Source organism: Virgibacillus salarius, assembly GCF_039521925.1.
Taxonomy (GTDB): domain Bacteria; phylum Bacillota; class Bacilli; order Bacillales; family Amphibacillaceae; genus Virgibacillus; species Virgibacillus salarius.
Genome location: NZ_BAAACY010000006.1, coordinates 21571 through 34458, shown reverse-complemented (window position 1 = coordinate 34458; position 12888 = coordinate 21571). Strand labels below are relative to the sequence as shown.

The window sequence follows — 12888 nt, the reverse complement described above, 5'->3', positions numbered from 1 at the left end:
AAATCACTCTATTAATAGGCACCTATTGAAGCGATTTAAGGATTTTCTCCATTTTGGGATAACATAGCCGTGCCTCCTCTCTGCTTGACATCTTTAATCATCATTACTAAAAGCAATTTAGGATTTTTTGTGTCCATTTTGCTGATATCCTTCCCAAACCATTTCATTGCTTTTCATTCCTGACGGACGCTTTCCGTGGGCATGGCTTGAGCCTTTTGCTCACAAAAAACGTTCGCTGTGGGGTCTCAAGACGAATGGAAATCAGTATCTCCGATATTATCTAGTTGAAGTCGCTAACTCGGTAAGAAGGCTGATTCCTGAGTATAGCGAATATTATGGGAAAAAGTATGAAGAAGTACCGAAGCATCAACACAAAAGAGCTCTTGTCTTTACTTAGCTTGCTTAGATTCTTCTTGTACAATCTCTCACCTAAGTAACTACATACAGATTACAACCGTAGTCTAATACTACAGTCGTAATCTATTTTTGTCAAATGGACAAAGATCATTAAACAAGATCCCTTGAAATATGGTTGTGACAATCATCTAGAAGGAGTGATCTACTATATAGGTTGTACGTTTACTCGTGTAATTGCACTGTTTACATAAATTTGGTAGATTGCTTAACCAATCATGAAGTGCTACTATTTTTATATATTCATTATGTGATTCTATCTTTTAGTAATCATTGCTACGAAAGTTAAGATGGTCAAGGATTGGAGAGAATAGCATGGATTTTATCCACTTTATGATAAGTTTTATGGTGTCTTCTTTTACTGTTGTAGTTATTACGTTAATTAGAAAAGTGTTTAAAAACCAACTCTCCGCCAAATGGAGATATCATTTATGGTTTTTATTGCTATTTGCGTTGACGCTTCCTTTCATACCAACTCATTACCTTCATGTTGGAAACTATTTGTCGATGGATGGTAAGCAAGCAAATCAAACACCATCATCTACAACTTTGGCTGAAGAACCTCAAGCGGAGGTAAACTGGATGCAGGACTTTTCAGTCTCTGTTAATCGAATGGATCTTACAGCCCTAAATGAAATACTAGTCGTAATTTGGATACTAGGCATGCTGCTTTTCACTGCGCTAACAATCCATTCGTGGTTAAAACTTAAAAAAATAAAGCGCGCTACGTATAGCATTGGGAATAATGAAATTCTAAGTTTGTTTGAACAATGTAAACAACGGTTAAATGTAACAAAACAAATAAATATAGGAATATCCCCGCTTGTCAAATCCCCTATGACATTTGGTCTATTTAAAACTTATATTGTACTGCCAAGCCATTTTGAAAAATGGCTATCGATGGAGGAAATTAAATACATTTTGCTACATGAACTGAATCATTATAAATATAAAGATATTGCAATAAATTACCTTGTTGTCCTGTATCAAATTGTTTACTGGTTTAATCCATTCGTTTGGTTTGCTTTTAAAGAAATGAGATTAGATCGTGAAATTGCCTGCGATATTGCTGTATTGAAGTTATTAGATAAGCAGAAATATAGGGTCTATGGAAATACAATTATTAATTTTGTTGATAAAAACTCCCAGAGCAGAGAGCATTTTATTTTGACAAACCAGCTCAACGGGTCAAAAAGGCAGATTAAAAGGCGTATTGAAAGTATTGCATCGTATACAACCGAATCAAAGCTATTGAAGCTGAAAAGTCTAGCTATCTTTATGCTTGTAGGATTATTTGTAACGAGTCAAATTCCGATCATTTCTGCTACGGCAGCTGAAGATAATCATCATAAATTTAAGCATGAACGAACAATCTACGAGGATTTAAGCAACTATTTTGTGGGTTATGAAGGAAGCTTTGTATTATATAGTATACAAGATGAGACATATCGTATTTATAATGAAGAGAAAAGCACATTAAGAATTTCTCCTAATTCTACGTATAAGATTTATAGCGCATTATTTGGACTAGAATCAAATGTCATAACAAACGAAAATTCCACGTTAAAGTGGAATGGGATGCAATATCCATATGATTCTTGGAATCAGGATCAAAATTTAACTACAGCAATGAAAAATTCTGTTTCTTGGTATTTTCAAAGATTGGATCAACATGTTTCTAAAGACAACATCCAAGCTTATCTAAAGACAATAAACTATGGTAATAAAGATATTTCTGCTGGATTATCCAACTATTGGCTGGAGTCTTCCTTGAAAGTATCTCCAATCGAACAAGTAAATGCACTGAAAGACTTTTATGCAAACAAATATGGATTTAAAGATAAGAATATCCAAACGGTAAAAGATGCAATTAAATTAGAGGAAAAAGATGGTATGATACTCTCAGGAAAAACTGGCACAGGTAGTGTCAATGGCAAAAATATTAGTGGTTGGTTCATAGGATATGTCGAGACCGAAGCGGATACTTTCTTCTTTGCAACGAACATACAAAATGAAGCAAGCTCCTACGGAAGTAAGGCAGCTGAAATAACATTATCCATTTTAAGAGATAAGGATATATATTAGCTTTTAAGGTTAATGCTAATTGAAAAAGCCTAGTATACACATACTAAAAATTTTTGTACATTAAACGGGCGCATTTTAAGCAGGAGGAGATTAGTGTGACAAATAAAGTACCTAGTATATCGGAAGCAGAATGGGAAGTCATGAATGTGCTTTGGGAAAAGTCCCCACAGACAGCCAACGAAGTCATTTCATCCTTGCAGGAACAGAAGGACTGGAAGGCGAAAACAGTACGCACACTTTTGGATCGTCTTGCTCATAAAAAGGTTGTCGGAGTAAATAAAAACCAAAGAGTATACACCTTTTTTCCGCTTTACACCCAGGATGATTGTCAACATGCAGAGGCAAAGTCCTTTATTCAGCGAATTTATGGTGGAACATTAAAATCAATGCTAGTACAGTTTATCCAGGAAGATTCTTTATCAGAAGATGATATTAAGGAGTTAAGGTCCATTCTGGATGAAAAGCCTACAAAAAAGAAAAATGAATGACGTACATGAAAACTATTAAAAAATAGGTATAAGTCAAATCGTACATTTTTTAGAGTTTTTGTATAACCGTAGCTAATTTATTTATTCCACCGTTCTTAGTAAACCAAATATCATCACTGTAACATACAATGAAGTACATTAGTTTTGTAATGTTACTATAAATGGGAACCAAATACGCAGGAGAGCATGACTAGGTAAGAAGTGACAAGGAGGCTTTTAGGCAGTATGTGAAAAGCCTCCTCCTATAGTGGAAATTAAATAGTAACATTTATAGATCTTCGACATTTTATTGACTCGATAGTTAAATTCCTTTAGATTTATCATTTACAAGTTTGTATACTAAAATCTTGAATAACTACTATTCCTATGAATAGCGCTTAGGCACTACAAGCATTACATAAACGACAACTGCCATCGTAGCACAAATTGCAGCTACGCCCCATAGTGTAACTTGCCATGCTTCGGTGAACTGTTCAGAGAGAAATCCTGAGTCTGAACTAGTAATAACCCCTGCTGCTACTTGCTCTGCAAGCTCAGCTGATTTCACCCGTACCTGAAGCAATGTGACTAATACTGCACCAAACACAGCAATAACTAATGCTTCAGAACCACCTCGAATAGTATTAAGGAAACCTGCCGCCATTCCAACTTGCTCTTGGTCTACGAGGCTCATAGCCTGGCCATCGGTAATACCAAATGAAATTCCCATTCCGACTCCAATCATTAGCAAGGGACCAAATAAATCACTTGTACTTACACCTGGATGAATCACCGTTAACCAGGCATTACCAGCAGCTATTAACAAAAGGCTTAGCCCAATAAGAGCCGGAGTGGAAACGCCCCGATTTACTAACCAGCCACCAAGCTGGGGAATCACTAATACTGGTGCCGTTAGTATCAGCATAATAACACCAACCTCTTCAGCAGAGATCTGATTCACCCCTTGTAAGTAAACTGGAAGGAAGACCAGTACACCGAGAAAACCAACTGATGTTATAAGTGTACTAATACACCAAGCCATAAATCTTGTATTTTTAATCAGCTTTAAGTTAAGAACAGGATGTGTACTTCGTCGCTCAACGAAAACGAAAATTGAAAGTAATATTATTCCAACCACAAACACTGTAAGAATTACCGGGCTTCCCCACCCAATCTCTGGCCCTTGCATGATGCCAAACATTATTAGCGTGAACCCTACGATAAAAGTAAGCATCCCTGGCCAATCTACTTTGACGCTCTGAGCTCCTCGCGACTCAGATATGAACAAAGTACCAATCAGAATCAGTACGCCAATGGCTAAATAAATAAGAAAGATGGAACGCCACCCAAACTCGCCAACTAACCAACCAGACAAAAATGGACCAATGGCAATACCTACACCTGCCATCGTTCCTAACGCAGCGAATGCTCTCATACGAGCTGGACCATTGAATGTAGTGGCAAGGATTGCACCACCACTTGCCATCACTCCTGCACCACCGATGCCAGCTAGTGCACGAGCAGCGTCCATCAGAAAAATATTATTCGAGATTGCGCTAATAAGCGATCCAATGACAAAAAGAGCCGATCCAATGATAAATGTACGCCGACGGCCGAATAAATCCGCCAGCGATCCAAATACTAGCGTAAAAGCAGCAAATGTTAGATTGTAAGCTGCAACCACCCAGTGCAAAGGGGCACCGGATACGCTCAAATCAACGCCTATTTGTGGAACTGCTACTGCTGTTCCAGCAATTGACATTGCTATGACAAGCACTCCAGCAAGCACAACGATGAGCGTGACAGTAGGATATGAACGGCGCTGCCCACTAATCTCCGAAATAACTTTATCTTCCATTCTTTTCATTCAACACACTCCTTATATATATTTAATTTATGTTAAACATTGTCAGTTAGTTATTAGCAACTAACATTAAGTTTAAGTAATGAGGGAAAGAAACGAAAACACTTGAATGTTAGATAGTGATAACTAACATTGAATCGTAAAAAAATTAAGGCTTTAATCCCTTAACAATTATAGTTATCGCCTCTCGAAGATAATCCTCCTGTGGTAATGTAGAGGACGAGTCCTCCAGTAGTGTTTCAGCAACAAACTTCCCATAGTTAAATTGCATTAATGTTAACGCTTGAATTTCTGGGTCTCCATCAACTACCTTGCCCTTTTCCTGCATCACTTTTAAGTAGTCAATAACTACTTTTAGAAATTTAGCTGCATTCTTGTGGACATTCACATGAATATCGGGCATTGTTTTACGTTCCATAATGGAAATTAAGAAAATTTGTCTATTTTTTGCCAATAGTTCATGATACAACATACTTATCATTAGTAGATCCTCTTCTAAATTAAATGTGATATTTTTTTGGATCTGTTGTTCTATAGGCCCTGTGTATAGGTAGTTATCGATTATGGCTTCTAATATTGCTTTTTTTGTTCCAAAGGTTCGAAAAACAGTCATTTCACTCATACCCGCATTTGCTGCAATTTCTTTAATTGTTACGGCTTTATACCCTTTTTCAGACATTAATTGGATTGTCGCTGATAGGATTTTATCTGCGGTACTTTTAGTTTTTTCATTCAAATAACAACTACTCCTTTCATGATAGTTATTAACAACTAACATTGTTTTTTTCTTATATTAATGCATCATAAGCTATTTGTCAAGTTTTCATTATGAGTAAATAAAGTAAGCTTTCAATCAGTGAGGGTCTTACTGTCAGTTATATGCGGGATAAAACAGGGAAATGGAAATCTATTGATTAGAAAAAGGAGTGGGTCCAAATTGAATTCACTCCTTTTTTGCACTGTTCGTAGGTTATTAAAAACATGAAACGACATACTACTCTTTTGTTACTCCATTATCACCGTTAACTGAGTTACAATATGGAAGATTAAAGTTCTGTTGAAAACAAGTTAAACACCCCTTTTTCAACACCATTAAAATACTTTTCTTCTATAAATACGAATAGAAAGTATCCATGAGATAACGTAAAGCAGAACGACTGATAAGGTCACGAATAAATACAGCTGCGTATTTTCTAATGACAAGATTGTATGCACGATATTTCTAATTCGATCATTCAAATCTACGATAAATGTATTAACGATAACAAGATAAAGACAAAACAAAACAATAGACGCATTCATTAAATAACGACTTTTAAAAAGATAACAGAAAGGAAAAGCAAATGAAATAAAGATGACGACAATACTTGTAATCAAAAGTAATTGCTTCCATTGCACCATTTCGCTATGTATAATCCAATTTCCAACAGAAATAGTTAGGAGAACGAAAGTCATTAATATAATGGCACCAATATATTTCGAACTAACTATTTCATTTCGTGTATAAGGCAAAGCGTTCAACAGTAAATTTGTTGACGATTTTTCGTCCTTTGAAAAAACATCCATAATGATTACAATAGGAAATACAATACTTACCCAGGTAATAGAAGTACCAAAAAACAAATAGATAAATAAGGCAGGTAACAGAATTAAGATTCCATTTTTCTGTAATAAAATATCTTTACGAATAAGATTTAGCATAACGTTCTTTTCCTTTCTTTGTATATAGCATAATATCTTCAAGTGTCGGCTTTTCGATAACGACCGTATCGCCAAAAATATTTTCTGTACGTTGTCTATTCGACGTCAATGCCTCAAAACCATAATTTGTCTTACGAATCCCTAGAAATTCCTGTTCTGTATCCCGATCTAATAGGTTTGTCTCACCTTTCACAATTGCATAGTTTTCTTCGATTTTGTAATACGCTTTTGTAAATTGATGCTGTCCATTATGAATAAAGGTGATATAATCCGCTATCCGATCCAAATCTGTCGTAATATGTGTTGAAAAGAATATCGTCTTTTCACCATCCTGCATCAGATTATGAAGAATATCCAGCAGCTCTCGGCGAAAGATTGGATCTAAACCAGATGTTGGTTCATCCATAATAATTAGATCAGCATGGTGTGATAATGCAAAGGTTAAAGAAGCCTTCATCATCATCCCTTTTGAAAATGTTTTTATTTTTTTCTTTAGTGGCAGCTCAAACATATCTACATACTGAACAAAAATGGAATCATCCCAATTTTTATAAGCGGGACTAATCATTTGCTTCATGTCGGCCAATGTACTATTTTCATAAAAGATATTACCATCGAACACAAAGCCGATTCGTTGTTTTATTTCCTTTTCATGTGTTTTGTAATTCAAGCCGAAAAGGGAAACAGTTCCACTATCGGGTTGTAATAAATTCATAATCAACTTGATCGTCGTGGATTTACCAACCCCATTACCACCTATAAAACCAGTAATAAAGCCTTTCTTAACCGATATAGATAAGTCTTTTAGTTGAAATCCGTTAAACGACTTATTTACCTGATTTAGCTCAATTACACTTTCCATTATGCTTCCTCCTTAAAGAGCATCCTAAGCAGTTCTTCTAATTCTGTTAACTCTAGACCTATTTCTTTACTATTTTGAATGGCGTCCATTAATTGCTCTTCTATCACTTTCATTTTTCGTTCTCGAATCATCTCATTATTTTGCTCAGATACGAAGGAGCCTTTTCCAACTATCGAAAAGATAAAACCATTTTTTTCTAGTTCTTCGTATGCTCGTTTAGTTGTAATGACACTTATGTCTAAATCCTTAGCTAATTGACGCATGGAAGGTAAAGACTGTCCGGCTTGCAATTCATTGGTCAAAATATGCTTCTTTATTTGCGTATAAATCTGCTCATAAATAGGTCCTTTTACATTATTTGAAATTATAATTTGCATGCAAATACCTCTTTTTAGATATATTGTATATATACTTTATATACATAATACACAAAAGGTAATTGATTTACAATATTATTTAATGAGTAAATAGAAAATTTTATCTTACAGTTAACGGATACAATTGATAGTGGAACCACAATGAATGGATAGATGGAACGTGAAAAATAACTGGAAGCATATCGTAGACAAACACGTCAAACGTAAAAAGCCAAATAATGAGGCTGAAAATCAAGCGAGAACGGATTAAAGGAAAATAAAAATAAAAATTAAAAGATAAAAAAAACGAAAACAGTTTTAATATAGATAAGAAAAACCGGGCAAAATTCGCTCAGTCCTTATCACTAAATGCTCAGATTTACGCTTTCTCTAGTAGCTATTATGGAATAATAGCTACTGCTTAACCACCACTCCGGCTGCCCACTTCCCTTTCCGTGGGGTTTGTCCTTCAGCTAACTTTTTTAGCAAAACCCGCTCAAAAAAGTGGATCTTCAGGTCAAACATTTCCCACAGGAGTTGAAGTGGCCGGCCTTCGCTATTATCAGGCTCTACAACGCTAGCATGAAGTAACACAGCTGCTTTTATACTCACAGATAACGATTTTCACTTTACCCATTGGAAAAAAAGTCAACCTATTACTTATGACAAGAATTGTTGCACCTTCTCATAGCGTAGACGAATTACGTAGACTCCTGCGGGATTAGCGCGAGCCGAAAATCCACTTTGCAACGTGTTCTTCTTTGCAAAGTTAGTTGAGGCCGTGCCCGCCGAAAGCGAAGTAATTAGTCGGAGCATTGCCAATATACATCAAACATTTCAAAATAACTACTTCGCTTAACGCAGTCATTGCACTGATTTTATACTTTCTTAACTTAAAAAAAAGAACCGAGAAAGCGTACCTTTGGTACGTTCTCGATCCTAATTGATAGCATAGAAAGATTTAATACATAGTCCCTATCTTCTTCCCCTTCGTTGTAAAGCTAAGTCAAAAATTGTAAAAAAGAATTACAGGGAAACCTTATATTAGATATCTTACCTTCACTTATTCAACTGTAACACTCTTCGCTAAGTTACGTGGTTTATCTACGTCACAGTCACGATGAAGTGCAGCATAGTATGCTAATAGCTGCAAAGGTACGACACTAACAAGTGGTGTCAATAATTCATGTACATGTGGGATAACAAAAGCATCCGTATCCTGCTCAAGTCCCTTCATGCTAATCACTAATGCATTGGCTCCACGAGCAACTACTTCTTGCACGTTTCCACGGATGGAATAGTTCACATTATCTTGTGAAGCAAGGGCAATAACTGGTGTACCCTCTTCGATTAAAGCAATGGTGCCATGTTTTAATTCTCCTCCAGCAAAGCCTTCTGCCTGAATATAAGAGATTTCCTTCAGTTTTAATGCACCTTCTATACATACATGATAATCGGTACTACGGCCAATGAAGAAGGCATTCCGTGTTGTTCCTAGATATTCACGGACTAAATCTTCAATTGCCTCTTTTTGATCTGTTAATACTTCCATCGCATTTGCAACAATGGCAAGTTCTTGTAATGGATCAAAGTCTAAATCCAATCCTTTTGCCTTTGCAGTATCTACAGCTAAAATAGCTAAGACTGCTAGCTGTGCCGTATACGCTTTTGTGGATGCTACGGCAATTTCCGGACCTGCATATAGATTTAACGTATAGTCTGCTTCACGAGAAAGGGTGGATCCTGGTACATTGGTTATCGTCAATGCTGGATGTCCCAATTCTTTTATCTTTACTAACACAGCACGACTATCTGCTGTTTCACCACTTTGGGAAATGAAAATAAACAATGGCTTTTCAGATAGTAATGGCATGTTATAGGAAAATTCACTAGCAATATGGACTTCTACTGGAATATGCGCTAATTTTTCAATAAACTCTTTGCCGACTAGTCCGGCATGATAGCTGGTACCGGCTGCAATGATATAAATACGATCGCAAACCTTCATAGCCTGACGTACATTTGCATCAAGCTTTAATTCATTGTTCTCTGTTTGATATTCATGAATAATTTTGCGCATGACAAATGGCTGTTCATCTATTTCCTTCAACATGAAATGAGAATAAGTTCCCTTTTCGATGTCACTTGCATCAATTTTTGTTGTAAATGGTTGACGCTCAAGGACCTTACCGTTCAGGTTCTGTACCTCTACAAAATTCCGATTAACCAGTACGATTTCCTGATCATGAATCTCCAAGTATTGATTTGTTTCTTTTAACGTTGCCATTGCATCACTTGCAACAACATTAAAACCATCGCCCAAACCAACTAATAAAGGACTTTTATTTTTTGCAACGTATAGCGTATCATGGTCTTCATTATCAATCAGGCCAATCGCATATGACCCCTTTAATAGACTCATTGCTTTACGAAAACTTTTTGCTGTATCGTTTGTTTCTGCAAAAAATTGTTCAACAAGCTGAACAATGACTTCCGTATCCGTTTCACTAACAAAATCAACAGCTTGTAGGTATTCTCTTTTTATATCCTGATAATTCTCAATAACCCCATTATGAACTAGTGTAAACCTTCCAGACGCGCTTTGGTGTGGGTGTGCATTCTCTTCACTTGGCACACCATGTGTTGCCCAGCGGGTATGGCCGATTCCCATCGTTGCATGAACAGAGCTATCTACACGTTGTCTTAACGCGGCAATACGTCCTTTTACTTTAAAAAGATTAATTCCATTATCATTAAGCATTGCAATACCAGCAGAGTCGTACCCTCGATATTCCAGTTTTTCAAGTCCGTTTAATAAAATTTCCTTCGTGTCATTTTGTCCAATATAACCTACAATTCCACACATGTTTGTGGCCTCCTTATATAAAGGGGCAGACAAACGAACCAATAATTTATTGTTACAGGGGCGTTGTGCTGCCCCTTTCTCGTGATTGTTGTATGTCACCTTGCTTTTTTCCTTTGGCCAACAAGTTACCTTGTTGTTTTGAGAAAAAGCGTTACAATGGAGGTGAGCAATCGGGAGGCACCCGCCGAACAATTCGATAACCTCCAACCTCGTCAACTATCTTCCATCGCTCGGAAAGAATAGTCCTGGCGCTTTGTAAAACATATAAAAGCGTTCTTTAATGCTCCTTTCTTTTCTAGAATAAAACGTAATTTCCTACTAATAGGATACACCACATTTTAACCTTATTCTCTGATTTGCGTCAATCATTTTTTTGTGATGCTATATTACTATATGATTACAAATTGGCATTGTTCATACAATGTGACTAATATGCTTCTAAAAATCTTCCCATTTACATGTCCTTAGCAGAAGAAAAGAGGCACCATGTATGAAGTACCTCTTTTACCAAAACTGTTTATTTGTTTTATATAACCGAATCGTTGAAAACGGAGCGAGTAACCATAGAATACCTCCGAAGATAAGGGTGGCTATCCAAAATGGCTTCTCCTTAAATGTTAATACACCGCCGAAATAAAATATGGTAATACAGCTTAATACTAAAAATAATAAGGAGGTGAGAAGCAGGTAAATAAATATTCCACCATAAAAATATAAAATATTACGATTTCGCTTAATAATACCATCACGTACTGGATAACATCTTAGTTCTTCTGCTGGTTTTTCATTAGCAAGCACATACCAATTTCCTTGGTGACACACTTCCTTCCAGCCCTCACTCTGTATAGCTTCAGACAGGTGGTAATCCATTGATTTATCATATACAATATGATAGTGAATCCTTTGAGGATGTTGCGCTTCCTCAAAGATAAATAATCGCTTATTCGTTCTGATCTTCGTCAGTCGATAACCCGCTAATGCCATATCATGCAACCAGTTCTCCATTTTTCTTATATCATAACTCCAAAATGGCTTCCATTTTTTTCTCATTGGACTAACCCTCCCTCTGAGCCTATTTCATGAAGTTATTTGAACCCCCTTATTTCATAATTACGCTACCATTGACCATTTATTACATTTTTTTACGATGTTCTTCTTAACGTAAAATAAATATTGGGGTTTTACTACTCAAAAACCTGCGGTAAACTATAGAAAATCATTAAAGTGAACTTCAATCAGTTGGGGGTTTTATTTATCCTCTAAATACTACAACAGTATGACCTAAAGACCTTTAAACCAATTGGATATTTACTGTCAGTCGTTCCCCCACTTATATCGCTTGAAGTGGAATCCTACTGCCTGTTATATCCAACAAAAAAGGGGAGGTTCCAATGGAATTCAAGAAGATGTATAAAGAATATCAGCCCTATCTATTTTCCATAGCGTATCGAATGCTGGGCTCCGTTACAGACGCAGAGGATATTGTTCATGATTCCTTATTACAAATGAACCAAAAAACGGCTCATATAAAAGATCTCAAATCGTACCTTGCGAAAACAACGACCAATCATTGTATTAACTTTTTAAAATCTGCACGTACACAAAGGGAAACCTACACTGGCACCTGGTTACCTGAACCACAAGTTCATTTTATCAAGCAGCCATTAGACAAGGTAATTACAGATGAGGCAATCTCATATGCATTTTTAGTTTTAATGGAGCAATTAACTCCGACAGAAAGAGCTGTGTTCGTTTTAAAGGAAGCAATGGCCTATCATTATGTTGAAATTGCTAATATCATAAATAAAACAGAAGTAAACACTAGGAAAATATATAGTCGTGCTAAGAAAAAATTACAAAACGACTTATTTTCCGCCCACACAAACCACGCTGATCGTGCCGAGAACCTTACAAAATCATTCCTTGATGCTACAACTACAGGTGATTTTGATGAATTTATTCATGTGCTTACAGAGGATGTTGTTCTAGTTACAGATGGGGGCGGGAAAGTACTTGCTGCCATCTATCCAATTCTAAATAAGCGCCGTGTATCAGCTTTCCTTAAAGGAATTTTCTCTAAGGGGAGTTTTAGTGGGAAACTTTACGCTGTCATCGTCAATGGTCAACAAGGTATTTTACAAGTTAAAGATGGTCGTCCAGTAAAAATCATTACCTTTGCTTTAGATAGAAGTCAAAAGAATATAAGTCGCATTTATATTGTTTCTAATCCGGATAAATTAAACCGGATTTCAATACCTAGACACTGATAATGA

Annotated in this window: 12 protein-coding genes and 1 pseudogene; 4 read left to right on the top strand and 9 right to left on the bottom strand. The window is 36.3% G+C overall.

Translation table 11 applies throughout. The features are described 5' to 3' along the window. Positions 1 to 35: 35 nt before the first annotated feature. Positions 36 to 167 carry a hypothetical protein gene (locus tag ABDZ84_RS00780; protein WP_255637589.1) on the bottom strand — a complete coding sequence of 44 codons (132 nt, stop codon included), beginning with the start codon at positions 165 to 167 and terminating at the stop codon, positions 36 to 38. Positions 168 to 244: 77 nt separating this feature from the next. Here ABDZ84_RS00780 and ABDZ84_RS00775 point away from each other — a divergent pair. The 3 genes and pseudogenes from ABDZ84_RS00775 to blaI form a co-directional block, all read left to right on the top strand. After that, a pseudogene (locus ABDZ84_RS00775) lies at positions 245 to 394 on the top strand (IS110 family transposase); the annotation flags it as partial. 335 nt (positions 395 to 729) lie between these two features. Further along, positions 730 to 2499: a BlaR1 family beta-lactam sensor/signal transducer gene (locus ABDZ84_RS00770; RefSeq protein ID WP_343779352.1), complete on the top strand. Its 1770-nt coding sequence runs from the start codon at positions 730 to 732 to the stop codon at positions 2497 to 2499. A 95-nt stretch (positions 2500 to 2594) separates the two neighbouring features. Further along, the gene (blaI, locus tag ABDZ84_RS00765; RefSeq protein ID WP_026682098.1) at positions 2595 to 2987 is read left to right on the top strand and encodes a penicillinase repressor BlaI; all 393 of its coding nucleotides are present in this window, start codon (positions 2595 to 2597) and stop codon (positions 2985 to 2987) included. A 364-nt stretch (positions 2988 to 3351) separates the two neighbouring features. Here the strand turns inward: blaI and ABDZ84_RS00760 are convergent, their stop codons facing one another. The 8 genes from ABDZ84_RS00760 to ABDZ84_RS00725 form a co-directional block, all read right to left on the bottom strand. Then, entirely contained in the window at positions 3352 to 4833 is a 1482-nt protein-coding gene (locus ABDZ84_RS00760; RefSeq protein ID WP_200862564.1) for an MFS transporter, read from the bottom strand. A gap of 145 nt (positions 4834 to 4978) precedes the next feature. Then, positions 4979 to 5566 (bottom strand): TetR/AcrR family transcriptional regulator, encoded by a 588-nt coding sequence (locus tag ABDZ84_RS00755; protein WP_026682097.1) that lies wholly within the window; start codon positions 5564 to 5566, stop codon positions 4979 to 4981. 356 nt (positions 5567 to 5922) lie between these two features. Continuing rightward, positions 5923 to 6531: an ABC-2 transporter permease gene (locus ABDZ84_RS00750; protein ID WP_343779347.1), complete on the bottom strand. Its 609-nt coding sequence runs from the start codon at positions 6529 to 6531 to the stop codon at positions 5923 to 5925. After that, positions 6512 to 7393 carry an ABC transporter ATP-binding protein gene (locus ABDZ84_RS00745; RefSeq protein ID WP_026682095.1) on the bottom strand — a complete coding sequence of 294 codons (882 nt, stop codon included), beginning with the start codon at positions 7391 to 7393 and terminating at the stop codon, positions 6512 to 6514. Before ABDZ84_RS00745 ends, ABDZ84_RS00750 begins: the two co-directional genes overlap by 20 nt. Further along, positions 7393 to 7770, bottom strand: coding sequence for a GntR family transcriptional regulator (locus ABDZ84_RS00740; protein WP_281949643.1), 378 nt, complete (start codon positions 7768 to 7770; stop codon positions 7393 to 7395). The genes ABDZ84_RS00745 and ABDZ84_RS00740 overlap by 1 nt, the downstream gene beginning before the upstream one ends. Before the next feature lie 393 nt (positions 7771 to 8163). After that, positions 8164 to 8361 carry a hypothetical protein gene (locus tag ABDZ84_RS00735; RefSeq protein ID WP_121603754.1) on the bottom strand — a complete coding sequence of 66 codons (198 nt, stop codon included), beginning with the start codon at positions 8359 to 8361 and terminating at the stop codon, positions 8164 to 8166. Between the two features lie 451 nt (positions 8362 to 8812). Then, a complete protein-coding gene (glmS, locus tag ABDZ84_RS00730) occupies positions 8813 to 10615 on the bottom strand; it encodes a glutamine--fructose-6-phosphate transaminase (isomerizing) (protein ID WP_121604335.1) in 1803 nt (600 codons plus the stop codon). Between the two features lie 504 nt (positions 10616 to 11119). Beyond that, a complete protein-coding gene (locus tag ABDZ84_RS00725; protein ID WP_343779340.1) occupies positions 11120 to 11665 on the bottom strand; it encodes a DUF2812 domain-containing protein in 546 nt (181 codons plus the stop codon). Between the two features lie 341 nt (positions 11666 to 12006). On the opposite strand from ABDZ84_RS00725, the gene ABDZ84_RS00720 reads away from it, so the two are divergent. Beyond that, complete coding sequence (locus ABDZ84_RS00720; protein ID WP_026679701.1) at positions 12007 to 12882, top strand: RNA polymerase sigma-70 factor; 876 nt, start codon at positions 12007 to 12009, stop codon at positions 12880 to 12882. Positions 12883 to 12888 lie beyond the last annotated feature (6 nt).

Bases quoted from the DNA above. Each gene is read 5' to 3' on its own strand.
- ABDZ84_RS00780 (WP_255637589.1), bottom strand. From the start codon at position 167: ATGAAATGGTTTGGGAAGGATATCAGCAAAATGGACACAAAAAATCCT.
- ABDZ84_RS00770 (WP_343779352.1), top strand. From the start codon at position 730: ATGGATTTTATCCACTTTATGATAAGTTTTATGGTGTCTTCTTTTACT.
- ABDZ84_RS00760 (WP_200862564.1), bottom strand. From the start codon at position 4,833: ATGAAAAGAATGGAAGATAAAGTTATTTCGGAGATTAGTGGGCAGCGC.
- ABDZ84_RS00750 (WP_343779347.1), bottom strand. From the start codon at position 6,531: ATGCTAAATCTTATTCGTAAAGATATTTTATTACAGAAAAATGGAATC.
- ABDZ84_RS00745 (WP_026682095.1), bottom strand. From the start codon at position 7,393: ATGGAAAGTGTAATTGAGCTAAATCAGGTAAATAAGTCGTTTAACGGA.
- ABDZ84_RS00740 (WP_281949643.1), bottom strand. From the start codon at position 7,770: ATGCAAATTATAATTTCAAATAATGTAAAAGGACCTATTTATGAGCAG.
- glmS (WP_121604335.1), bottom strand. From the start codon at position 10,615: ATGTGTGGAATTGTAGGTTATATTGGACAAAATGACACGAAGGAAATT.
- ABDZ84_RS00725 (WP_343779340.1), bottom strand. From the start codon at position 11,665: ATGAGAAAAAAATGGAAGCCATTTTGGAGTTATGATATAAGAAAAATG.
- ABDZ84_RS00720 (WP_026679701.1), top strand. From the start codon at position 12,007: ATGGAATTCAAGAAGATGTATAAAGAATATCAGCCCTATCTATTTTCC.